Origin of the sequence: Micromonospora sp. DT31 (assembly GCF_049841795.1) — a bacterium.
Taxonomy (GTDB): Bacteria; Actinomycetota; Actinomycetes; order Mycobacteriales; family Micromonosporaceae; genus Micromonospora.
Genome location: NZ_JBNCKZ010000004.1, coordinates 129,970 through 152,472, shown reverse-complemented (window position 1 = coordinate 152,472; position 22,503 = coordinate 129,970). Strand labels below are relative to the sequence as shown.

Here is a 22,503-nt window from a genome sequence, read left to right as displayed (position 1 = left end):
ATGACGGAGAGTCGCCTGGCCCGGGAGATCGCCCGCACCCTGCGGCACGAACGCGAACTGGCGGGGCTCACCCAGGCCGCGCTGGCGGCCCGCTGCGGCCTCAGCCAGGCCGGCATCGCCCGGATCGAACGTGGCGACCGGCTGCCCGGCCTGACCACCGCGGAACGCCTCCTCACCGCGCTCGGGCGGCAACTGCGGATCGAGGTCGAGGCGCTGGACAGCCACCTGGACGCGGCACTGGACGAGATGGCCGGGACCGTGCTGGCCGAGCGGGTCGAGGACCTCCGGCTGGACCGGATCATCGAGGCCCTGGGCGGTCTGCCGTACGTGCTGACGGGCGGCATGGCGGCCCTGCTGCAGGGCGCGCCGCTGCCGGTGGACGCGGTCGAGATCGCGGTGCGCCGGCGGGACTCGCCGCAGTTCAACACGTTCCTCGACCGGTCACACGCGCAGCGCTGGAACGCCCGGTGGCAGGAGTGGGGCGGCATCCACCCGGGACCTGAGGAGCCGGGCGAGCACCGCTGGCGAACCCGCTACGGCGAACTGCGGGCGCGGATGTGCGAGGAACTGCCCGAGCCCGTGGAGATCCGCCTCGGTGACCGCACGTACCCGGTCGAGCCGCTGGTGGAGGTGGAGGTGACGGACCGGCGCACGGCGGAGTTGCTAGGCCGGTACCGCCGGCGCCTCACCGCCGCCGGCGCGGCGCCGGGTGGGTCAGCCGGCTGACCGTTCCCAGTCGACGGTGGGCAGCCCCGCGTCGGCCAACGCCTTGTTCGCCGCGCTGAACGGGCGGCTGCCGAGAAAGCCGCGCGGGTTCATCGGGCTCGGATGCCCGGCCTCCAGCACCACGTGCTGCGGGTTGGTGACGAGCGCCGCCTTCTTGCGTGCGTAACCGCCCCAGAGCAGGAACACCACCCGCTGGTCGAGCGCGTCCAGCGCCCGGATCGTGGCGTCGGTGAACTCCTCCCAGCCCTTGTTGGCATGCGAGCCGGGCGTGGCCTGACGCACCGTCAGCACCGAGTTGAGCAGCAGCACACCCTGCGCGGCCCAGCCGTCGAGTTTGCCGCTGCGCGGCTTCGGCACGCCCAGGTCGTCGCCCAGTTCCTTGAAGACGTTGCGCAGCGACGGCGGTACCGCCACCCCGTCACGCACGCTGAAGCTCAGCCCGTGCGCCTGCCCCGCCTTGTGGTAGGGGTCCTGCCCGAGGATGAGCACCCGGGTCCGGGCCGGGCCGCACAGCCGGTAGGCGGAGAAGAGATCCGCCAGCGGCGGAAAGACCGTCTGGGTGGCGTACTCCCGGGCGACGAACTCGGCGAGCGCGGCGGTGCGGGCCGGGTCGAGGTGGGGGGTGAGGACGGCACGCCAGTCCTCCGGCAGCAACGCCGGCAGGTCCAGGGTGGGGGCGTCGGGCATCGGCAACCTCTCGTAGTCGATCACCGTCTTCATACCAGCCCGGGCCGACACTCCTCGCCGGCGGCGCCGCCGGACGCCGGAAGAAAAGTTACCGGAGCGTAACCTACTGGCCGGTCACCTGGCCGGACGGTCACTGCTAGCCGCCGGTCCGGTACGGCGACCGGCGTCCAGGACGACATCGTGCCCCACCGGCAGGCCCGCCAACTGGCCGTCGACTGGTGCCGCAGGGGCGCCAACGTCACCTACGCCGCCATCAGCCTGCCGAACCTCGGCGACAAGATCCCCACCAACCACCTGGTGCCGCTCATCACCGACCAGGGTGACGCGGTGTCCTGGCTGACTGACCGGCTCGCCGGCCGGACGGTCTACTCCAACTGCTGGACGATGCCCCTGCAGCCCTAGCGTGCTCAGCCCAGGGCGGCCAACCGGCCCGCCCAGTCGCCGCCGACCGGCGCCAACGTCACCACCCGGGTGTCGTCGTCGCGCCGGTCGATGCGGACCCCCAGGTACGCCTCGACCAACTGCTCGACCATCCCCTCGCCCCACTCCACCACCGTGACCGCCTCCTCCACCGAGGCGTCCAGGTCGAGGTCGTCGATCTCGGCCCGCGGATCGGCGGCCTCCCCCAGGCGGTACGCGTCGGCGTGCACGAGCGTCACCAGGCCGCCCCGGGCCGGGTCCGGCCGGTGCACCCGGGCGATGACGAAGGTCGGCGAGGTGATGTCACCGCGTACGCCCAGCCCGGCCCCGATGCCCTGGGTGAGGGCGGTCTTGCCGGCCCCCAGCGGGCCACTGAGCAGCAGCAGGTCCCCCGCGTGCAGCACCCCGGCCAGCCGGCGGCCGAACTCGTGGGTGTCCTCGACGGTCCTCAGCTCCACCACCACGCTCACAGCGACTCCAGGAACCTCTCCAGCGCCGCGTTCACCTCGTCGGCGTGCTCCAGCATCACCACGTGCCCGCTGTCCCGGATCGTCACGAACTCGGCCTCCGGCAGCCGCCGGACGATCTCCTCGGAATGCGTCATCGGCGTGATCATGTCCTTGTCCCCCACGATCACCAGCACCGGCGTGCCGGCCAACGCGGCCAGCGCCGGGAACCGGGAGTGGGTGGCAAGCGTCCGCAGGTAGCGGGTGACCGTGTCGGCCGAGGTGCGCGAGTTCATCATCTCGACGTACGACACCAGGGCGGGGCTCGGGTTCGCGGTGCCGAAGCCGTACCTGCGGGTGAGCAGCCAGGCCACGTTCGACGTCGACCGGCGCGCCCGGTCGATCACCGTGCCGCCGTACCGGGTGGCGTTGCTCATCATGTAGAGCACCGGCGCGCCGACCCGACCGAGCAGTGCCGGAGCCACCAGTTTCGTCTCCGCCGCCAGGCCGCCGGAGGTGGCCATCAGCACGGTGCCGACCACCCGGTCGCCGAACAACTCCGGGTACAGCTCGGCCAACGCCATGATCGTCATGCCGCCCATCGAGTGCCCGACCAGCACCAGCGGCCCGTCGGGGGCCACCTCGTCGAGCACCCGGCGCAGCGTGTGCCCCAACGCGGTCAGGTCGTACTCGCCGGTCTCCAACCGTCCCGAACGGCCGTGCCCCGGCTGGTCGTACGCGACCACCCGGTAGTCACCGCGCTCGGCGAGCCGCTTGCGCTGGAAGTGGAACGTGCCCATGTCCAGGCAGAACCCGTGCACCAGCACGACCGTCGGATGCCCGGTGACCGGTCGGGTCGGCTCGACCACCTCCACGTGGACGTCGGTGCCGTCCGGCATCTCCAGGCAGTACGCCTCGTCGTGGCGTTGCTCGCCGAACGCCTCGCCGGCGTACCTGTCGGTCGGGTCGTTCTTGAGCCGGCGGACCAGCGCCCGCTCGCGGACCACGCTCGCCGCGAGCCCGGCGGCGGCCACCCCGACGGCCGCGCCGACCAGCCCGGCGACCCGGCCGGCCGCGGTACGCGGTCGCGGCAACCGAAGACGCTGGCTCATGCGGCGCTTTCGCCGTCGTACACCCGGGGCACCCGCACCCCGCCGAACCGGGTCACGATCTCGTAGTTGATGGTGCCGACCGCGTCCGCCCAGTCGTCGGCCGTGGGCTCGCCGTCCGTGCCGCTGCCGAACAGCGTCACCACGTCGCCGGCGGCCACCTCGTCATCACCGCAGTCGACCACGAACTGGTCCATGCAGACCCGGCCGGAGACGGTCCGGCGCTTGCCGGCGAGCAGCACCGGACCGGTGTTCGAGGCGTGCCGGGGCACCCCGTCGGCGTAGCCGAGCGGCACCACGGCCAGGTTGGTCTCCTGCTCGGTGCGGTAGGTGTGGCCGTAGGAGACGCCGGTGCCGGCCGCGACCCGCTTGGTCAGCATCACCCGGGCACGGGCGGTCATCGCCGGCCGCAGGCCGAACCGTTCGCCCGCGATCGGCGACAGGCCGTAGACGGCGATGCCGGGGCGCACCAGGTCGAAGTGGGTGTCCGGCCGGGTCAGCGTGGCCGCCGAGTTGGCCAGGTGCCGGTAGCGGGGCCGCAGTCCGGCGCGCGTCACCATCTCCAGCCCTTCCCGGAAGACGGCGAGCTGGCGGTTGGTGGTGGGATGGCCGGGCGAGTCGGCGTACACGAAGTGGCTCCACACGCCGACCACCTCGATCAGGCCCTCGGCCTCGGCCTTCGCGGCGGCCTCCAGCAACGTCGGCCAGTCGGCCACGGTGGCCCCGCCTCGGGCCAACCCAGTGTCGATCTTGAGGTGGAGTCGGGCCGGACGGCCGGCCCGCCGGCTCGCCCCGACCATCTCGTCGAGCTGGCCGAGGCTGGCGCAGCCGAGGTCGACCCCCACCGCGACCCCGTCGTGCAGCGGCAGGCCCGGATCGAGCAGCCAGGCCAGCACCGGCGCGGTGATGCCCTCCTGGCGCAGTCGCAGCGCCTCGTCGAGGGTGCAGACGCCGAGCTGGTCGGCACCGGCGTCGAGCGCCGCGCGGGCCGCCGGCACCATGCCGTGCCCGTACCCGTCGCCCTTGACCACCGCCATCAGCTCGGCGCTGGTGCCGGCGCTGAGCCGGGCCACGTTCTCCCGGATCGCGTCCAGGTCGACGCGCACCTCCGACTGCCACATGCCCTCAGCCTACTTCCGTCAGTGATCATCATGCGGGCGAGCCGTGCGACCGGTTCGCCACGGCAGCCCCGATCAGCCCAGCCGGGCCACCACCGGACGCAGCGCGTCGGCCACGTCGGGCGCGGTCACCGGCCCGTTCCGCGCCGCCTCCCGGCCGGCCAGCCCGTGCAGGTAGGCGGCGGCAGCAGCCGCCCGCTCCGGCGCCACCGCGGCGGCCAGCAGCGACCCGAGCAACCCGGCCAGCACGTCGCCGGTGCCCCCGGTGGCCAGGGCCGGAGTGCCGGTCGGGTTGACGTACGCCCGGCCGTCGGGCGTGGCGACGACCGTCCGGTCCCCCTTGAGCAGCACCACCGCGTTCATCCAGGCCGCCAACCGCAGCGCGGCGGCCACCCGGTCCGCACCCGGCGCCTCGCCGCAGAGCCGGGCGAACTCCCGATCGTGCGGCGTCACCACGATCGGCGCGTCCCGGCCGCGCAGCCGGTCGGCGAGCGCGCCGTCGACAAGCAGGGTCAGCGCGTCCGCGTCGAGCACCACCGGCACCGGCGCGGCCAGCACCGCACGCAGCTCGGCGGCGGCCTCCTCGCCGGTGCCCAGCCCCGAGCCGCAGACCCACGCCTGCACCCGGTCGGCGTCGGCGACCCGACCGGTGGCGATCACCGACGGGTGCTGGTGCAGCACCTCCGCGCGGGCGCTGCCGGCGTAGCGGACCAGCCCGGTGGGGCCGGCCAGCGCCCCGGCGACCGAGAGCACCGCCGCCCCCGGGTATGTCGCCGAGCCGGTCGCCACCCCGACCACGCCCCGGGTGTACTTCTCCGACGAGGGGCCCAGCGGCGGCCACCAGTCGGCCACGTCCGACCCCTCGGTGACGCCGAGCGCCGGGGTGCCCCGCAACCACGGCGCGAGGCCGATGTCGACAAGCTCGACCGCGCCGGCCAACGCGGCGGCCGGACCGACCACCAGGGCCGGCTTGAGCGCGCCGAAGGCCACCGTGACGTCGGCGCGGACCGCGCGGGGCCGACCGTCGTCGGCGAGCGGGACGTCACCGGTGTCGACCTCCACGCCGCTTGGCACGTCGACCGCGACCACGGTGGCGGGCCGGCCGTCCCGCCCCCGGCGCTCGACCAGGCTCGCGGCGAGTCGCTCGGCGGTCTCCCGCAGCCCGCCCGCGCCGCCGATACCCACGATGCCGTCGAGCACCAGGTCGGCCGTGGCGGGCGGCCGGTCGACCACCCGTCCACCGGCGGCGCGCAGCGCGGCCAGGCCGTCGGCGTGTGCCCGCTCCGGCGTGAGCAGCAGCGCGGCGACCGCCGCGCCCCGACGGGCCAGGCGCGCGCCGGCGAAGAGCGCGTCACCGCCGTTGTCACCGGAGCCGACCAGCAGCAGCACCCGCGCGCCGTAGACCCCGCCCCGGTCACCCAGCAGCAACGCGCAGCGCCGGGCCAGCCCGGCCGCGGCCCGCTGCATCAGCGTCCCGCCCGACAGCGTGGCCATCAGGCCCGCCTCCGCGGCGCGTACGTCCGCGACCCGCCACACCGGTCTCATGCCACACCGTCCCGTTCGTCGCCGGTCGGGCCGGCCGCCACGATCACGGCCTCACCCTACCGACGGTACGGACCGACGGCCGGTCGGTGGACGAGCCTGTGGAAAACCTCGGACCTTGTCCACAGGGGTCGGCAGGTCCGGCCGCGCCCCGCCTAGCGTCCCGGGTGTCCGAGACCGGCCGGTGGGGCCGGGCGGGGTGGGGAGGTCAGGTGGCGCAGGAACCGTTCGACGTCGACCCGGAGCTGTTGCGGGCGGTGGCGCGGGAGGTCGCCGGCGATGCGCAGCGGCTGGCCCGAGGGCTGGGCGGGGCTCCGGACACGCTGTCGGTGTCGCCCGTCGACGGCTGGCGTTGCGGGGCGGCGCTGACCGAGCTGGACGCGGCGGTGCGGCGGTGGTCCGGCACGCTCGCCGCCCGGGTGGCCGGCGTCGCCGGGGCACTGGGCGACGGGGCGGACGGCTACGAGGCGGTGGACGACCGGGCCGCCCGCCGGCTCTCCGGGGTCCCCCGGTGAGCGGCGGACCGGCCGGCCGGTCCGCGCCGGCTGCCGCCCCGGAGCGGGCCGGCCAGGTCGGCTACCCGCAGCTGTGGCGGGCCGACCCCGCCGCCTGGGCCGACGCCGGGGTCGCCTGGCGGGGTCTCGTCGGCCCGGTGCGCCACCGGGCCGACGCGCTGACCGCCCGGATCGGCACGCTGCGGCCGGGCTGGACCGGTGCGGCCTCGACCGCGGCGCAACGGCGGATCGGGGAGCTGCGCACCGACCTCACCGACGTGCTGCCCGCGCTGCTCGAAGTCGACCAGGTGCTGGCCGAGTTCGGCGCCCGGCTGGGCTCGGCCAAGGCCCGGCTCGGCGTCGAGGTGGCCCGCGCCGACAGCGGTGGTCTGCTCGTCGACCGCACCGGCGCGGTCCGGCCCGATCCGGCGCGGCCGGCCGCCGGGAGCGGCCCGGCGGTGGTGCGGGCACAGGCCGGCATCCGGGGCGCGTTGGCGCTGGCCGACGCCGCCGACCGCGAGGCGGCCGGCCGGTTGTCCGAGCTGACCACGGCGACGGTGGCCGGCTGGGTCAGCGTGCCTCCCGCCGGCCGGCCGGGGCCGGGTGCCGTGCCGGCCGAGGTGAGCCGCTGGTGGGCCGGCCTGAGCCCGGCCGAGCGGCGCTGGCTGGTGGGGCGCGAGCCGGGCCGGATCGGCCGCCTCGACGGGATACCGGCCGCCGCCCGCGACCAGGCCAACCGGCTGCTGCTCGCCGACCGCCGGCTGGAGTTGCTCGCCCGCCGCCTGGCGTTGCTGGTCCCGATGCCGGCGGGCCCGCTCGAAGCGGCCCGCCGGGCCCGGCTGGCCGGTGTCGAGGCCGCGCTGCGCGGCCTGGACGAGCTCGGCGAGCGGCTGGCCGCGCCGGGCACGCCACGGGCGTACCTGCTGGGGTTGGATCCGGCCGGTGACGGGCGCACGGTGGTGGCGCTCGGCAACCCGGACCGGTCCGGGGCGGTGCTCACGTACGTGCCGGGCATGACCTCGGACCTCGCCGACGCGCCGGCGGAGCTGGGCCGGGCCGCCCGGGTGCTGCAACGGTGCGCCGCGTTGGGGCCGGGCGAGGAGACGGCCGCGGTGCTCTGGCTGGACTACGACGCGCCGGATTTCCTCCACGAGGCGGCGGGCACCCGGCGGGCCGAGGACGCCGGGCCCGCCCTGCACCGGTTCCAGGAAGGGCTGCGGGCGGCGCACGAGGGCCCGCCGGCCCGGCAGACCGTGCTGGGGCACAGCTACGGCTCCCTGGTGGTCGGCGCGGCCGCCCGCGACCACGGACTCAGCGCCGACGCGCTGGTCTTCGTCGGCTCACCTGGGGTCGGCGTCGACCACGCCGCCGAGCTGCGGATGCCCGCCGGCCAGGTCTGGTCGTCGACCGCGTCCGACGACGTGATCCGGCTGACCCGCCCACCGGAGGAACTGGCCCGCCGCGCCCTGCTCGCCGGCACACCGCTCGGCCCGGCGGCGGCGTTGCTCGACCCGTCCGGCGACCGGCTCTGGTTCGGCGCCGACCCGAGCGCACCGGGGTTCGGCGGTCGGCGTTTTCCCAGCAGCCGACGCGGTCACACCGGCTACTGGGACGACGACAATCCGGCGTTGGACGGCATGGCCCGGATCGTGCTGGGCGAGTGAGCGCCCGCGCCGGGCCGGCCGGAACACGGCGCGGCCCCCACCACCGGTGACGGGAGGCGGGGGCCGCGGCCGGACCGGCTATTCGACGGTGACCGACTTGGCCAGGTTGCGGGGCTGGTCGACGTCGTGCCCACGGGCAGCGGCGATCTCGGCGGCCAGCACCTGCAACGGCACGGTGGTGACCAGGGGCGCCAACAGCGTCGGCGTACGCGGGACGTAGATCAGGTGATCGGCGTAGCGGACCACCGCCTCGTCGCCCTCCTCGGCGATCACGATGGTGCGGGCGCCCCGCGCGCGTACCTCCTGGATGTTGGAGACGACCTTGTCGTGCAGCATGCCCCGGCCGACCGGCGAGGGCACGATGCAGATCACCGGCGTGCCCTCGTCGACAAGCGAGATCGGGCCGTGCTTCAGCTCGCCGGCGGCGAAGCCCTCGGCGTGCATGTACGCCAGTTCCTTGAGCTTCAGCGCGCCCTCCAGGGCGACCGGGTAGCCCACGTGCCGGCCGATGAACAGCACCGTCGGCTCGGACTTCAGCTCACGGCCCAGCTCACGGACCGGCTCGATCCGGTCCAGCAGCTCCCGCAGCTTGGCGGGCATCTCCTGGAGTTGCGCCACCACCGCGCCCACCTCGTCGGCGAACTTGATGCCGCGCACCTGGGCCAGGTGCAGCCCGATCAGATAGCAGGCGACGACCTGGGTGAGGAACGCCTTGGTGGAGGCGACCGCGATCTCCGGGCCGCCGTGGGTGTAGAGCACCGCGTCGGACTCGCGCGGGATGGTGGAGCCGTTGGTGTTGCAGATGGCCAGCACGCGGGCCTTCTGCTCCTTGGCGTGCCGCAGCGCCATGAGCGTGTCCATCGTCTCGCCGGACTGCGAGATCACCACGATCAGCGTGGACCGGTCCAGCACCGGGTCGCGGTAGCGGAACTCGCTGGCCAGTTCCACCTCGCACGGGATGCGGGTCCAGTGCTCGATGGCGTACTTGGCGACCAGGCCGGCGTGGTAGGAGGTGCCGCAGGCGACGATGAAGATCTTGTCGACATCGCGCAGGTCCTGCTCGCTGAGCCGGACCTCGTCCAGGGCGATCTCGCCGCTCTCGGTGAGCCGGCCGAGCAGCGTGTCGGCGATGGCCTGCGGCTGCTCCTCGATCTCCTTGAGCATGAACCAGTCGTAGCCGCCCTTCTCCGCGGCCGACGAATCCCAGTCGATGTGGAAGTCCTTGCCGCTGGCCGGCTGACCGGCGAAGTCGGTGATCTCGATGCTGTCCGGGGTGATCAGGACGATCTGGTCCTGCCCCAGCTCGACCGCGTCCCGGGTGTGCTCGATGAAGGCCGCGACGTCGCTGGCCAGATAGTTCTCGCCGTCGCCGCGGCCCACGACCAGGGGCGAGTTGCGCCGCGCGCCGACCACCGCGCCGGGGATGGCGGCGTCCACGGCGAGCAGCGTGAAGGCCCCTTCGAGGCGCTCGCAGACGGCCCGCATGGCCGAGGCGAGCAACTGCGGGCTGTCCACCTCACCGGCGGCACGCAGGTCGGCCAGCGCGCGAGCGATCAGGTGCGCGGCGCACTCGGTGTCGGTGTCGCTCGCGAACTCGACCCCGTCGTCCTCCAGTTCGGTGCGCAGCTTCGCGAAGTTCTCGATGATGCCGTTGTGGATCACCGCGACCCGGCCGTCCGGGGAGAGGTGCGGGTGGGCGTTGCGGTCGGTCGGGCCGCCGTGGGTGGCCCACCGGGTGTGGCCGATGCCTGTGGTGCCGTCGCCGATGCCGATCGGGCTCGCGGCGCAGCCCTCGGGGGCGTCGGCGGCCCGCTCGGAGAGCAGCTTCTCCAGGTTGGCCAGCTTTCCGGCCTTCTTCTCGGTCAGCAGCCGGTCGGCACAGACCACGGCCACACCGGCCGAGTCGTAGCCGCGGTATTCGAGCCGCCGCAGCCCGTCCAGCACGATGCCGAGCGCCGGGCGCGCCCCTGCATAACCCACGATTCCACACATGGTCCGCAGCCTAACCGAGTTTCGCTCATCACGTGTGCGCGGAAGGCGGCTTAACAATCACCACCCTTGAGCGAACCGGGCAGTTCGACGGGCATCGCGGAACAAACAGGGGCATTGCTCCCGCTGGTGGCAGGGCTGCTACCGGTGGCCGGCACGCCCTACATTGGTGGCCCCGGTCGCAGCCGGCCCCACCGTTTTCGCGGTCGCCCGCGTCGTACCCCTGTGAGCTGAGCCGATGTCCGAGACTCCTGCCGCCCCCGAGCCGACCCCCGGTCCGGCCGACCCGACCGCACCGCCGGCCACGGAGTCCACCCGGACTCCGCCGGACGCCTTGGCCGCGCCGCAGCCGTGGACGCCCGGACAGCCCTGGTCACCGACCCCGTGGAAGCCGACCGAGTGGACACCGCCCGGCCCACCGGACGCTGCCCGCTCCACCGACCCGGTCGACCCCCCGGACCAATACGACCCCACGGACCGGTACGACCCGGCGACGCAACCCGGCGACCTCCCCGCACCGGCCACCGGCCAGGGCTGGGCGGCACCGGCCGAGCCGCCGGCCGTCGGCAGCGCGACCGCCTGGACGCCCGACGCGCCACGTCCGGCCGCCCCGGCGGGCCCCGGCCGGCCCGCACAGCCCTCCGGCTCCGGCCGGCCCCCGCAGCCCGGCCAGCCGTCGCAGCCCGGCCGGCCCCCGCAGCCCGACGGCTCAGGCCGAGCGCCGTCCGCGTACCCGCCCGGCCCCTACCCCCCGCCGTACGCCTATCCGGGCGCGAACCCGGGCGACTCCGGGCGCGGCTGGAAGATCGGGCTCGGGGTCGCCCTGGTCGCCGTCGTGGTGCTGATCATCTGCTGCTGCGGGCTGCCCATGATCGGCTCCGCCGTCGACAACGACGAACCGGCCGCGTCGGACACCACCTCCGACGGGCCGCGCACCTCGGACGAGACCTACGACGGGCCGCCGCCCGGCACGCCGAAGCGCCCGTCGTCGGCGCCGGCGACCGCACCGTCCGGCGGTCCCGGCCGGTTCACCGTGCTGTACGAGGTCACCGGCACCACCCGCGAGGTGGTGGTCCTGTTCCACGACGCCGACGCCGAGTACCTCCAATCCGACACCGTGGCCACGCCCTGGCGGCTGAGGTTCACCACGAACGACCGTGACCGGGTGCGGCTCATCACCTCTCCGATCGGCTCGGGCAGCGTGACCTGCCAGATCACCATCGACGGCAAGATCGTCTCCCGACAGTCGGGCGGGCCGGGCGCGGCCTGCACCATCAGGTGAGCCGTCGGCGGCGGGTCGTAGGCTGGACACCGTGACGACCACCGATCCCCTCGTGGCCCGGATGCGGCCGTTCGGCACCACCGTCTTCGCCGAGATGTCCGCGCTGGCGGTCCGCACCGGCGCGGTCAACCTGGGGCAGGGCTTCCCGGACACCGACGGCCCGCCGGAGATGCTCGCCGCCGCCGCCGAGGCGCTGCACACCGGCCACAACCAGTACCCGCCCGGGCCGGGCATCCCCGCGCTGCGCGCCGCCGTCGCCGCGCACCAAAGCCGGTTCTGGGGCCTGGACTACGACCCGGACGGCGAGGTGGTGGTGACCGCCGGGGCCACCGAGGCGGTGGCCGCGAGCATCCTCGCCCTCTGCGAGCCGGGCGACGAGGTGATCTGCTTCGAGCCGTACTACGACTCGTACGCCGCCTCGATCGCGCTGGCCGGCGCGGTCCGCCGCACCGTGACGCTGCGCCCCGACGCGGACGGCCGGTACGCGTTCGACCCGGCCGAGCTGCGCGCCGCGTTCGGGCCCCGGACCCGGCTGGTGCTGCTGAACTCGCCGCACAACCCGACCGGCAAGGTGTTCACCGCCGACGAGTCGGCCCTGGTCGCCGAGCTGTGCCAGGAGCACGACGTGTACGCGGTCACCGACGAGGTCTACGAGCACCTGGTCTTCACCGACGCCTCCGGGCCGCACCGGCCGCTGGCCACGCTGCCCGGCATGCGGGAGCGGACGCTGCGCATCTCCTCGGCCGGCAAGACGTTCTCCTGCACCGGCTGGAAGGTCGGCTGGGTGAGCGGGCCGGCGCCGCTGGTGGCCGCCGTGCTGCGGGTGAAGCAGTTCCTCACGTTCGTCAACGCCGGCCCGCTGCAACCGGCCGTGGCGGTGGCGCTCGGCCTGCCGGACGCGTACTTCACCGGCTTCCGGGACGACCTGCAACGGCGGCGGGACCAGCTCGTCGCCGGCCTCACCGATGCCGGGTTCGGTGTGCTCACGCCGGAAGGGACCTACTTCGTCACCGCCGACGTCACGCCGCTCGGCGGTCGGGACGGGGTGGAGTTCTGCCGGGCGCTGCCGGAGCGCTGCGGCGTGGTCGCGGTGCCGACGCAGGTGTTCTACGACGACGTGGCGGCCGGCCGTCACCTGATCCGGTTCGCGTTCTGCAAGCGGCCGGAGGTGCTGGCCGAGGCGGTGAACCGGCTGCGCGGCCTGCGCGCGGACGCCTGAGCGGCGACCCGGTCACTCAGCCCGCGGCCCGCGCGGCACCGGGTTCCGACGCCTGCCGGTCCGCGGCCGACCGCCCGGGTACGCCGTTGCGGCCCGATGCCGCCGCGGCGAGACCGGCGAGCGTGGCGCCGTCGTCGGCGAGCAGCGCCGCCTCCGCGTCGTCCACGAAGGCCAGGTCGGCCTCGACGTGCCGGATGGCGGCCGAGAGCAGCAGCCGGACCACGGGATCGTCGGCCTGCCGGCGCGATCCGTCGAGGTTGCGCAGCTCGCGCATGAGATGGCCGCGTTGGTTGGCCAGCACGAGCCGGACGGTCTGCGCCGCGCCGGAGCGGGCGGCGGAGGTCACCTTGAGGAAGAAGTCGTCCCGGAAACCGCCGCTGCGCGGGCTCGGCTCCGACAGCCAGCGGTCGAGTTCGGCCCGGCCGTCCACGGTGATCTCGTAGACCAGGCGGTCGGGCTTGACCGGCTGGGGCTGCCGCTCGGCCACCACCAGCCCGTCCCGGGAGAGCCGGTCGAGGATCTGGTAGAGGTGTCCGATGTTGAGTGGGCCCCACTGCGGCCCGACCGCCGCCTCGAAGGCACCCTTCAGCTGGTAACCGTGGCTGGGGCCCCGGGCGAGCAGGGCCAGGACCGCGTGCTGGATCGCCACCGTCATCTCCGATCCGGTTCGGACAGGCACCCCGGCGGGGCCTTGCATTGTCACAATGTATCGCGCACAGTGTGCTCAGTACACGGGGAGGCGCGATGGTCGGGTTCATCTGGAGTCAGCTTCGCGGTCGGGCCGGGCGGTCGGTCGCGCTCCTGATCGGCGTGCTGGTGGCCACCACCGGCTTCGTGGTCCTCACCGGCGCCACCACGACCTCCCGCCTCGCCGTCACCGGCGCCGTCGAGCGGGACACCCGGGCCGCCTACGACATCCTGGTCCGGCCGAAGGGCACCCGCACACCGTTGGAGTCCGAACGCGGGCTCGTCCGGCCCAACTACCTGTCCGGCACCTACGGTGGGATCACCACCGCACAGTACGACCAGGTCAGGGCCGTCGAGGGAGTCGATGTCGCGGCCCCGATCGCCATGCTCGGCTACTCCACCACGTCCATCGCGATGCCACTGGACGTGACCGCGACAGTGGACCCGTCCCTCGACCGGCAAATCATCCGGATCGACCGTGAGTTCCTCGCCGAACGCGGCCTCAGCCACACCGCCGCCGAACCGACCTACGTGTACGTCACCACCCACCCGCTTGCCTACCCGGTCATCGACGAGCAGTACTACCTGGACGCGGTCCGGTACACCGACGGGCGGACGTACGACACCAACGACTGCGGACTGGTGCCCCGCGAGGTGCTGCCGGGTGGGCGTACCGCGCCCGTCTGTGACCTGCGGACCGAGCAGGGCGACATGCTGCACGACCTCAGCGAGCGGCGGATCTGGCAGGTCGAGGCTTTCCGGATGCTGCCCGGCGGTCGTTTCGAAAGCCCGGAGAACCGATCATCCGCCACGTCCGGCAAGGTACCCGCCCCACTGTCCCGCCTGACCGTGACCGTGCACCTCACGGTGCCGTTCCTGCTCGCCGCCGTCGACCCGGCCGCCGAACAGGACCTGGTGGGCCTGAACGACACGGTTGTCGACGGCCGGCCGCTGACCGCCACCGAGACCACGGTGGTAGACAGGTCAAGCGGTGGCCTGTCCAGTCGGACCATGCCGGTGCTCGCCACCAACCGACCGTTCCTCGACGGCGCGGTCCGGGCCACGTTCACCCGCACCCGGCTCGACGCGAGCATCGCCGGTGTCCCACCGCGGCAACTGGCGCAACGGCTACGCGGCCTGCCGTCCACCGCGGCCGGTGGCGCGGAACGCGACGCGCTGGACGCGTACCGGTCGCAGCTCGCCGCCGGGCTCGGAACCGACGCCTGCTGCCACGGCCAACTCCAGGTCGTCGTGCAGCCGGGGCAGGCGACGTACGACCGGATGCCCGACGGAACCCTGCGGGTCCGTCCGGTCACCCCCGACCCCACCGTGTACGGCACGGCACAGGACCTTGTCACCAGGCCCCGCCCGTGGCTCAGCGAGGACACCGGCCACCGTCCGCTGACGTCGCTGCGGCTCGGCACCGGCAGACAGGACGTCCGGTTGTGGAAGGCCGTCGGGCTGTTCGACCCCGAGAAGCTCACCGGCTTCAGCGACGTGGGCCGGGTGCCGCTGGAGACGTACGAGCCGCCGCGCGCCGAGGGGGCGGACGCGCGCAGCCGGGACGCGCTCGGCGGACGAGCGCTGGAGCCCAGCGGCAACCCGTCCGGCTACCTGTCCGCGCCCCCACTGCTGCTCACCAACCTGTCCAGCCTGCCCGGACTGCTCGCGGCCGGCAACAGCCCGCAACGCAGCGCCCCGATCAGCGCGATCCGGGTCCGGGTGGACGACGTGGACGGTTACAGCGAGCGCGCCGCCGAACGGGTCCGGCTGACCGCCGAGCGGATCGCCGTGGCCACCGGTCTCGACGTGGACATCACCCTGGGCTCCTCCCCTGCCCCACAGACCGTCGACCTGCCCGCGGGCGACTTCGGCCGCCCCGAACTGCGACTGGCCGAGAACTGGTCGGCGCTCGGGGTCGCCTCGGTCATCACCAGGGCGGTCGACCGCAAGAGCGCCGTGCTGTTCGCCCTGGTGCTGGTGGTCTGCGCGCTGTTCCTCGGCAACGCGGTCACCGCGGCGGTCCGGGACCGCCGTTCCCAGCTCGCCGTCCTCGCCTGCCTGGGCTGGTCGGCCCGCCGCATCGGCGCGCTCGTCCTCGGTGAGGTCGCCGCGCTCGGGCTGGTCGCCGGGCTGCTCGCCGTCGGTCTCGCGGTGCCCCTCGGCCGTGCCCTCGGCATCGACGTCGACTGGCGGCAGGCGCTGCTCGCCGTACCGGTGGCCCTGCTGCTGGCGCTGGCGGCGGGTCTGCCGCCGGCGCTCCGGGCCGCCCGCACCCACCCCGTCGCCGCGCTGCGGCCACAGGTGGTCGGCATCTTCCGTGCCCGCCGCGCCCGGACCGTCGCCGGGATGGCCCTGGTCAACCTGGCCCGCGCCCCGGGGCGCACCCTGCTGGGTGCCGGCGCGCTGGCCATCGGCGTGGCCGCCCTCACCCTGGTCGCCGCCGTCACCTACGCCTTCCGCGGTGCGGTCGTCGGCAGCCTGCTCGGCGACACCGTGTCGCTGAGCGTGCGCGGCGCCGACACGCTCGCCGCGTCGGCCACCGTGCTGCTCGGCGCCGCCGCCGTCGCCGACGTCCTCTACCTGGACATCCGTGACCGCGCCGCCGAGCTGGCCACGCTGCGCGCGACCGGCTGGACCGACGGTGCCCTCGTCCGCCTCATCGGTTGGCAGGCGCTGTTCCTCGGTGGGCTCGGCGCGCTCACCGGGGCGGGCCTCGGGCTCGGCGGCGCGGCCTGGCTGGTGGGTGAGGTGCCCTCCGCCCTGGTCACCGTCGCGGCTGTGGTGGCCGCAGCCGGGATGTTTGTCACCTGCCTCGCGGCGCTCATCCCCGCCGGGATGCTGCACCGCCTTCCCACCGCACGCCTACTGGCCGAGGAGTGACCATGGACCCGACCCCCGGAAGCACTGTGCGCGCGGAACGGCTGGTCCGCGAGTTCCACACCGGCACCGCGCGGCTCACCGCCGTCGACGAGGTGTCCCTGGAGATCGCCAGCGGTTCGGTGGTGGCGCTGACCGGGCCGAGCGGCTCGGGCAAGTCGACGCTGCTGCACCTGATCGGCGCGATCGAGCGGGCCGACCGGGGCAGCCTGACCGTCGACGACGTGGAGGTCACCGCGCTGCGCCGGGGCGCGCTCGCCCGCTACCGGCAGCGGGTCGGGTTCGTGTTCCAGCGGTACCACCTGCTACCGGCGCTGACCGTACTCGACAACGTGATCGCCCCGGTTCTGCCACGGCCGGGCCGGGCGGACCACGCCACCCGGGCGCGGGAACTACTCGCAGCCGTCGGTCTGCAGGGGCGCGAACGGGCCTTCCCGGCCCAGCTCTCCGGGGGTCAACAGCAGCGGGTCGCCATCGCCCGCGCGCTGATGGGCCGCCCACGGCTGCTGCTGGCCGACGAACCCACAGGCAACCTGGACTCCACCACCGGCACCCAGATCCTGGACCTGCTCCTGGACCTGCGCGAGCGGCACGGCATGACTGTCCTGCTGGCCACGCACGAGCGGGCCATCGCCGCCCGGTGTGACCGCCTGATCCGGCTCGGCGACGGTCGGCTCGTCGAAGACATCGACCTCACCGACGGCGAAGACCCGGCCGAGACGTTCGACCGGGCCTCCCGCCTGCGACTCTGATCGGCGCCGGGGCGTGCGCCACGCCGCGCCCGGGTCAGGCGACCGGGCTGGCGGTACGGACCTGCTCGGCGATGCGCTCGGCGACCTGCCGGGCGGTGGCCTCGGTGGCGGCCTCGACCATGACGCGCACCAGCGGCTCGGTGCCGGAGGGGCGCAGCAGCACCCGCCCGGTCTCTCCCAACTCGGCCTCGGCCCGCTCGACCTCGGCGCGGACGGCCGGCGCGGCGGCACCGACGGTACGGTCACCGACCGGCACGTTGATCAGCACCTGGGGCAGCCGGGTGAGCACGGCGGCCAGGTCGGCCAGGGGCGTGCCGGTGGCGGCCATCCGGGCCATCAGGTGCAGGCCGGTGAGCACGCCGTCGCCGGTGGTGGCGTATGCGGGCAGCACGATGTGCCCGCTCTGCTCGCCGCCGAGCGCGAGCCCGGAGGCGCGCAGTTCCTCCAGCACGTACCGGTCGCCGACCTTGGTCTCGATCAACCGGATGCCGTGCTCGGACATGGCCAGCCGCAGGCCGAGGTTGCTCATCACGGTGGCGACCAGGGTGTCCTGGGTCAACTCGCCGGCGTCGCGCATGGCCAGGGCGAGGATCGCCATGACCTGGTCGCCGTCGACCTCCTCGCCGTCGGCGGTGACCGCGACGCACCGGTCGGCGTCGCCGTCGTGGGCGATGCCGAGGTGTGCCCCGTGCTCCAGCACCGCGGCGCGCAGCGCGTCGATGTGGTTGGAGCCGCACTCGTCGTTGATGTTGAGCCCGTCCGGCTCGGCGTGGATGGCGATCACCTCGGCGCCGGCCTCCCGGTAGGCGACCGGGGCCACGTCCGCCGCCGCGCCGTTGGCGCAGTCGACCACGACCTTGATCCCGTCGAGGCGGTGCGGCACGGTGCCGACCAGGTGCTGGACGTAGTGGTCGGCCCCGTCGAGCAGGTCGTTGACCCGGCCGACACCGGCGCCGACCGGTCGTTCCCAGGCGGTGGTGGCGTTGGCCTTCACCGCCTCCTCGATCCGCATCTCGATCTCGTCGGGCAGCTTGTGCCCGCCGGCGGCGAAGAGCTTGATGCCGTTGTCCGGCATCGGGTTGTGCGAGGCGGAGAGCATGACGCCGAGGTCGGCCTTGATCTCGGCGGTGAGGAACGCCACCGCCGGGGTCGGCAGCACGCCGACCCGCACCACGTTGGCGCCCGCGCTGGTCAGTCCGGCGACCACCGCCGCCTCCAGCATCTCGCCGCTGGCGCGGGTGTCCCGGCCGACCACCGCCAGCGGCGGATGGCTCCGGTCGGTCTCGGCCAGCGTGTGTGCCGCGGCCACCGCGACCGCCAACGCCAACTCCGGGGTGAGATCCACGTTCGCCCGCCCGCGTACGCCGTCCGTGCCGAACAACCGGCCCATACCCGCAACCTCCGTGGAACCGCCGATGAGAGGGAGAAACGCGGAACGGCCGGGTCGCCTCCCCGGGAAGGGAGGCCACCCGGCCGTCCGTCAGTGGTACAAGACGCTGGTGATCAGCGCTTCGAGTACTGGGGAGCCTTACGGGCCTTCTTGAGGCCGTACTTCTTGCTCTCCTTGACCCGGGCGTCGCGGGTCAGGAAGCCGGCCTTCTTCAGCGCCGGGCGGTCGTCGGGCTCGTTGACGATGAGCGCCCGGGCGATGGCGAGCCGCAGCGCGCCGGCCTGACCGGTGGTGCCGCCGCCGCGCAGGTTGGCGATCACGTCGAAGGACTCGGGCTTCTCGGCGGTGACCAGCGGGTCCTTGATGAGCTGCTGGTGCACCTTGCTCGGGAAGTAGGCCTCGAGGTCGCGGCCGTTGCAGGTGATCTTGCCGGTGCCGGGGACGATCCGGACCCGGACGATGGCTTCCTTGCGGCGGCCGACGGTCTGGATCGGGCGGTCACCGCGAGGTGCGCGCGCGACGGGCGCCGGCGCCTCGGTGGCCTCGGGGGCGACCTCGGTCTCGGTGATGTCGGTCATGCTGCTTCCTTCGCCCGCGCTCACTGCGCGATCTGCTTGATCTCGAACGGCTCCGGCTGCTGCGCGGCGTGCGGGTGCTCGGCACCGGCGTAGACCTTCAGCTTCTTGATAATCTGCCGGCCCAGCTTGTTGTGCGGGAGCATGCCCTTCACGGCCATCTCGACGGCCCGCTCGGGCCGCTTGCTGAGCAGCTCGTCGTAGCCGACCCGCTTCAGGCCACCCGGGTAACCGGAGTGGCGGTAAGCGACCTTGGTCTGGCGCTTGTTGCCGGTCAGCGCAACCTTGCCCGCGTTCACGATGACGACAAAGTCGCCCGTGTCGACGTGCGGCGCGAAAGTCGGCTTGTGCTTGCCACGCAGAAGCGTGGCGGCGTGGGTCGCCAGGCGGCCCAGCACGACATCAGAGGCGTCGATGACGTGCCACTGACGCTCGATCTCACCCGGCTTCGGGCTGTACGTACGCACAGGTCTACCTTGTCTCGTCGTCGGTCTGGGGTCGCGCGCCGAGGTGGCCAGGACCTCCCGGCCGGACCAGCGCGCACGAACGACCAAGCGTACCTGATGCGGCACGCCTAAGAATGTCGTACAACAGCAGGCAACGATACCCGGCTGCCCGGCGGCAGGTCAAAACGGGGTCGCGCCGAGCGCGGCCCGCGCCCGTGCTGTCGGACGGGTCACAGTTCCTGAAGGATGCGCAACGCCCGGCCGACCCGCTGCATGGTCTCGGTGTCGGCGACGTCCACGCACTCGGTGAACCACTTCTTCATGGGCGAGGAGAGCCGGTCGGGCATCACCACGAAGCCGCCCATCGTCACGGCGAGCGGAGAATCACGCAGCAGCGACTCCTCGACCACCTCGGCCACGATCACGATCGGCACGCCTGTGGAGTTGTAGACGTCGGAACTGATCACCAGGCCGTACCGCTCCCGGGCGCCGGAGATGCGCCAGATCTCGCCCCTACGCAGCACGCGGGCGCCCGCCGAACAGGGCGTCGTCGACCATGGCGACCTCCTGGGCGTCGGCCAGGGCGGCGGATTCCAGGTCCAGGCCGGCGCGACCGACCGCGGCGGCGTGCGCGGTGAAGACCTCGCGCAGCGCCTTCTCCCGGGCGGCCTGGTCCATCCAGGCGGAGAGGGAGAGCCCTTCCCGCTTGGCGAACCGGCGGGCCTCCTCGATCGTCTCGTCGGAGAACGACAGCGTCACCTTGGCGGTCATGCCGGCCAGCCTACCGGCGGTATGACCATCCGTCATCCGCCTTCGCGGCGCCCGGCACCCGTGACAGGACCGTAACAGGAGAGACCCGGACCGGAAACCGCCCGACGGCACGCTTCTCGGACATGACGGACAGTGCACACGCGATGACGCGAGGGCCGGCCGGACAGCGGCAGACAGGTGTCCACGTCCCGTTTCCGTCGCCCCCGGAGCAGTGATGCGCGACGATCTGGCCGGCTTCACCATCGGGGTCACCGCTGACCAGCGGCGCGACGAACTGGCCGCCCTGCTCCAGCGGCGCGGCGCACGGGTCGTGCTCGCCCCGGCGCTGCGGATCGTCCCGCTGGCCGACGACACCGACCTGCGCGAGGCCACCCGGACCTGCCTGGAGCGTCCGCCGGACGTGCTGATCGCCAACACCGGCATCGGGATACGCGGCTGGCTGGAGGCGGCCGAGGGCTGGGGACTGGCCGAGCCGCTACGCGCCGCGCTCGCCCCCGCGTACGTGGTGTCCCGGGGCCCCGAGGCGACAGGTGCGGTCCGCGCCGTCGGGCTGCACGAGCACTGGTCGCCGGTGTCGGAGAGCTGCGACGAGGTGGTCCGGCATCTGGTCCGGCGCGGCGTGGCCGGCCAGGTGGTGGCGCTGCAACTGCACGGCGAGCAACAGCCGGAGTACACCGAGGCGCTGGTGGCGGCCGGAGCCACGGTGGTCGAGGTGCCGGTCTACCGGTGGGCGCCACCGGCCGACCCGGCGCCGTTGCACCGACTCATCGACCTGGTCGCCGGGCGGCTGGTCGACGCGGTCACGTTCACCTCCGCACCGGCGGCGGAGGCCCTGTTCCGGGCGGCCGGGGACCGCACCGAGACGGTGCTGGAGGCGCTGCGCGGCGACGTGCTGGCCGGCTGCGTCGGCACGGTCACCGCCGAGCCGCTGGTGCGGCGGGGCATACCGGTGAGCGCGCCGAGCCGGGCGCGGCTGGGCGCGCTGGTCCGCACGATCGTCGACGAGCTGCCCCGGCGTACCGTCTCGGTGACCGCCGCCGGGCACGTGCTGACGCTACGCGGCCACGCGGCGGTGGTGGACGGGGAGCTGCGTCGGCTCGCCCCGGCGCCGATGGCGGTGCTGCGGGCGCTCGCGGCCTCCCCCGGAAAGGTGCTGTCCCGCACCGCGTTGCTGCGGACGTTGCCGCGGGGGGCGGACGAGCACGCGGTGGAGATGGCCGTCGCCCGCCTGCGGGTCGGCCTGAAGGCGCCCCGCGTGGTGCAGACCGTGGTCAAGCGGGGCTACCGCCTGCGGGTCGACTGACCCGCAGGCGGTCAGCCCACCGAGGCCGGGTAGCCGTGCTCGGCCTGCAGCCGGAGCATGGCGTGCTCGACCACGGTCACCAGCACCTGCTTGACCGACTCCCGCCGTCGGGCGTCGCACATCACCAGCGGCACCTCCGGCGAGATGGCGAGGGCCTCCCGGATCTCCTCCATCTCGTAGTGCGGCGCGTCGTCGAACCGGTTCAAGGCCACGACGTACGGCAGCCCGCGGTTCTCGAAGTAGTCCAGCGGGGCGAACGCGTCGGCGATCCGGCGGGTGTCCACCAGCACGGCGGCCCCGACCGCACCCCGGATGATCTCGTCCCACATGAACCAGAACCGGGTCTGGCCGGGCGTGCCGAACAGGTAGAGGATCAGGTCGTCGGCCATGGTGATCCGGCCGAAGTCCATGGCGACCGTGGTGGTCTCCTTACCCGGCACCTTCGACGGGTCGTCGATGCCCACGCCGGCCGCGGTCATCAGCGCCTCGGTCCGCAGCGGCTGGATCTCGGAGATCGCCCCGACGAGTGTGGTCTTGCCCACGCCGAAGCCGCCCGCGACCACGATCTTCGCGGAGATGATCTCCCGCCCGTGGTTCACCCCGACAGGGTCATAGTTCGCGAAGTCCACTTAGCACCCTTCCAAGCAGGTTCATCCGCGCCGCGAAGCCCGTCGCGGGAGCGGCAGTGTGTAGCGTCAGCAGGCCCTCGGCCACCATGTCGGCGACCAGCACCCGGGTGACGCCCAGCGGCATCCGGGTGTAAGCGGCGATTTCCGCCAGCGACTGTGCCCGGCCTTCACAGACCGAGGAGATGCGGTACTTGTCATGCCCGGCGAAGCGCGCCTCGGCCGACTGCGTGGGCGTGCTCGACAACACCGCTTCCAGCGCGATGTTCTGCAACGGCTCGGTGCGCCCTCGGGTGACCGCGTAGGGCCGCACCAGCGCGCCACGCGGATCACGGCGCGGATCCATCTCGCGATCACCTCCCCTCGTACGGAGCCGG

Annotated in this window: 22 protein-coding genes and 1 pseudogene; 9 read left to right on the top strand and 14 right to left on the bottom strand. The window is 73.8% G+C overall.

Features of this window, described 5'->3' with window-relative positions; translation table 11 throughout:
• Positions 1–726 carry a helix-turn-helix domain-containing protein gene (locus ACLQ2X_RS09220; RefSeq protein WP_425680542.1) on the top strand — a complete coding sequence of 242 codons (726 nt, stop codon included), beginning with the start codon at positions 1–3 and terminating at the stop codon, positions 724–726.
• Here the strand turns inward: ACLQ2X_RS09220 and ung are convergent.
• Positions 715–1,413, bottom strand: a complete 699-nt coding sequence (gene ung / locus ACLQ2X_RS09215; protein WP_425680541.1) for a uracil-DNA glycosylase — start codon at positions 1,411–1,413, stop codon at positions 715–717. The genes ACLQ2X_RS09220 and ung overlap by 12 nt on opposite strands.
• Before the next feature lie 168 nt (positions 1,414–1,581).
• Between ung and ACLQ2X_RS09210 the strand changes: the two are divergent.
• A pseudogene (locus tag ACLQ2X_RS09210) lies at positions 1,582–1,815 on the top strand (lipase family protein); the annotation flags it as partial.
• Between the two features lie 5 nt (positions 1,816–1,820).
• Here ACLQ2X_RS09210 and tsaE read toward each other — a convergent pair.
• From tsaE to ACLQ2X_RS09190, 4 genes are all read right to left on the bottom strand, one after another.
• Positions 1,821–2,303, bottom strand: a complete 483-nt coding sequence (tsaE, locus tag ACLQ2X_RS09205) for a tRNA (adenosine(37)-N6)-threonylcarbamoyltransferase complex ATPase subunit type 1 TsaE (RefSeq protein WP_425680540.1) — start codon at positions 2,301–2,303, stop codon at positions 1,821–1,823.
• Complete coding sequence (locus ACLQ2X_RS09200; protein ID WP_425680539.1) at positions 2,300–3,391, bottom strand: alpha/beta fold hydrolase; 1,092 nt, start codon at positions 3,389–3,391, stop codon at positions 2,300–2,302. The genes tsaE and ACLQ2X_RS09200 overlap by 4 nt, the downstream gene beginning before the upstream one ends.
• Positions 3,388–4,509: an alanine racemase gene (gene alr / locus ACLQ2X_RS09195; RefSeq protein ID WP_425680538.1), complete on the bottom strand. Its 1,122-nt coding sequence runs from the start codon at positions 4,507–4,509 to the stop codon at positions 3,388–3,390. Before alr ends, ACLQ2X_RS09200 begins: the two co-directional genes overlap by 4 nt.
• A 72-nt stretch (positions 4,510–4,581) precedes the next feature.
• On the bottom strand, positions 4,582–6,051 hold the full coding sequence (locus tag ACLQ2X_RS09190) for an NAD(P)H-hydrate dehydratase (protein WP_425680537.1): 1,470 nt from the start codon (positions 6,049–6,051) through the stop codon (positions 4,582–4,584).
• Between the two features lie 209 nt (positions 6,052–6,260).
• On the opposite strand from ACLQ2X_RS09190, the gene ACLQ2X_RS09185 reads away from it, so the two are divergent.
• Both ACLQ2X_RS09185 and ACLQ2X_RS09180 read left to right on the top strand, forming a co-directional pair.
• Positions 6,261–6,563 (top strand): type VII secretion target, encoded by a 303-nt coding sequence (locus ACLQ2X_RS09185; protein WP_425680536.1) that lies wholly within the window; start codon positions 6,261–6,263, stop codon positions 6,561–6,563.
• A complete protein-coding gene (locus ACLQ2X_RS09180; RefSeq protein WP_425680535.1) occupies positions 6,560–8,206 on the top strand; it encodes an alpha/beta hydrolase in 1,647 nt (548 codons plus the stop codon). Before ACLQ2X_RS09185 ends, ACLQ2X_RS09180 begins: the two co-directional genes overlap by 4 nt.
• 78 nt (positions 8,207–8,284) lie before the next feature.
• Here ACLQ2X_RS09180 and glmS read toward each other — a convergent pair whose 3' ends face one another.
• Positions 8,285–10,198: a glutamine--fructose-6-phosphate transaminase (isomerizing) gene (glmS, locus tag ACLQ2X_RS09175; RefSeq protein WP_425680534.1), complete on the bottom strand. Its 1,914-nt coding sequence runs from the start codon at positions 10,196–10,198 to the stop codon at positions 8,285–8,287.
• Between the two features lie 235 nt (positions 10,199–10,433).
• On the opposite strand from glmS, the gene ACLQ2X_RS09170 reads away from it, so the two are divergent.
• Together ACLQ2X_RS09170 and ACLQ2X_RS09165 are read left to right on the top strand one after the other, a co-directional pair.
• Complete coding sequence (locus tag ACLQ2X_RS09170) at positions 10,434–11,477, top strand: MmpS family transport accessory protein (RefSeq protein WP_425680533.1); 1,044 nt, start codon at positions 10,434–10,436, stop codon at positions 11,475–11,477.
• Between the two features lie 22 nt (positions 11,478–11,499).
• The gene (locus tag ACLQ2X_RS09165) at positions 11,500–12,696 is read left to right on the top strand and encodes a pyridoxal phosphate-dependent aminotransferase (protein WP_425680743.1); all 1,197 of its coding nucleotides are present in this window, start codon (positions 11,500–11,502) and stop codon (positions 12,694–12,696) included.
• A gap of 16 nt (positions 12,697–12,712) precedes the next feature.
• On the opposite strand, the gene ACLQ2X_RS09160 is transcribed toward ACLQ2X_RS09165, so the two are convergent.
• Positions 12,713–13,351 (bottom strand): helix-turn-helix transcriptional regulator, encoded by a 639-nt coding sequence (locus tag ACLQ2X_RS09160; protein WP_425680532.1) that lies wholly within the window; start codon positions 13,349–13,351, stop codon positions 12,713–12,715.
• A gap of 89 nt (positions 13,352–13,440) precedes the next feature.
• Here ACLQ2X_RS09160 and ACLQ2X_RS09155 point away from each other — a divergent pair, with 89 nt between their 5' ends.
• Together ACLQ2X_RS09155 and ACLQ2X_RS09150 are read left to right on the top strand one after the other, a co-directional pair.
• The gene (locus tag ACLQ2X_RS09155) at positions 13,441–16,266 is read left to right on the top strand and encodes an FtsX-like permease family protein (protein ID WP_425680531.1); all 2,826 of its coding nucleotides are present in this window, start codon (positions 13,441–13,443) and stop codon (positions 16,264–16,266) included.
• A gap of 2 nt (positions 16,267–16,268) precedes the next feature.
• Positions 16,269–17,015: an ABC transporter ATP-binding protein gene (locus ACLQ2X_RS09150; RefSeq protein ID WP_425680530.1), complete on the top strand. Its 747-nt coding sequence runs from the start codon at positions 16,269–16,271 to the stop codon at positions 17,013–17,015.
• Positions 17,016–17,049: 34 nt separating this feature from the next.
• On the opposite strand, the gene glmM is transcribed toward ACLQ2X_RS09150, so the two are convergent.
• The 5 genes from glmM to ACLQ2X_RS09125 form a co-directional block, all read right to left on the bottom strand.
• Positions 17,050–18,405: a phosphoglucosamine mutase gene (gene glmM, locus ACLQ2X_RS09145; RefSeq protein ID WP_425680529.1), complete on the bottom strand. Its 1,356-nt coding sequence runs from the start codon at positions 18,403–18,405 to the stop codon at positions 17,050–17,052.
• Positions 18,406–18,518: 113 nt separating this feature from the next.
• A complete protein-coding gene (gene rpsI, locus ACLQ2X_RS09140) occupies positions 18,519–18,983 on the bottom strand; it encodes a 30S ribosomal protein S9 (RefSeq protein WP_425680528.1) in 465 nt (154 codons plus the stop codon).
• Between the two features lie 20 nt (positions 18,984–19,003).
• Complete coding sequence (gene rplM, locus ACLQ2X_RS09135; protein WP_425680527.1) at positions 19,004–19,447, bottom strand: 50S ribosomal protein L13; 444 nt, start codon at positions 19,445–19,447, stop codon at positions 19,004–19,006.
• A 209-nt stretch (positions 19,448–19,656) separates the two neighbouring features.
• The gene (locus ACLQ2X_RS09130; RefSeq protein ID WP_425680526.1) at positions 19,657–19,950 is read right to left on the bottom strand and encodes a type II toxin-antitoxin system PemK/MazF family toxin; all 294 of its coding nucleotides are present in this window, start codon (positions 19,948–19,950) and stop codon (positions 19,657–19,659) included.
• Positions 19,940–20,197, bottom strand: coding sequence for a DUF6364 family protein (locus ACLQ2X_RS09125; RefSeq protein WP_425680525.1), 258 nt, complete (start codon positions 20,195–20,197; stop codon positions 19,940–19,942). Before ACLQ2X_RS09125 ends, ACLQ2X_RS09130 begins: the two co-directional genes overlap by 11 nt.
• Positions 20,198–20,411: 214 nt before the next feature.
• Between ACLQ2X_RS09125 and ACLQ2X_RS09120 the strand changes: the two genes are divergently transcribed.
• Positions 20,412–21,500 carry a uroporphyrinogen-III synthase gene (locus ACLQ2X_RS09120; RefSeq protein ID WP_425680524.1) on the top strand — a complete coding sequence of 363 codons (1,089 nt, stop codon included), beginning with the start codon at positions 20,412–20,414 and terminating at the stop codon, positions 21,498–21,500.
• 11 nt (positions 21,501–21,511) lie between these two features.
• On the opposite strand, the gene ACLQ2X_RS09115 is transcribed toward ACLQ2X_RS09120, so the two are convergent.
• Together ACLQ2X_RS09115 and ACLQ2X_RS09110 are read right to left on the bottom strand one after the other, a co-directional pair.
• Positions 21,512–22,129: a GTP-binding protein gene (locus ACLQ2X_RS09115; protein WP_425680523.1), complete on the bottom strand. Its 618-nt coding sequence runs from the start codon at positions 22,127–22,129 to the stop codon at positions 21,512–21,514.
• Complete coding sequence (locus tag ACLQ2X_RS09110) at positions 22,110–22,472, bottom strand: DUF742 domain-containing protein (protein ID WP_013288587.1); 363 nt, start codon at positions 22,470–22,472, stop codon at positions 22,110–22,112. Before ACLQ2X_RS09110 ends, ACLQ2X_RS09115 begins: the two co-directional genes overlap by 20 nt.
• Between the last annotated feature and the right edge of the window lie 31 nt (positions 22,473–22,503).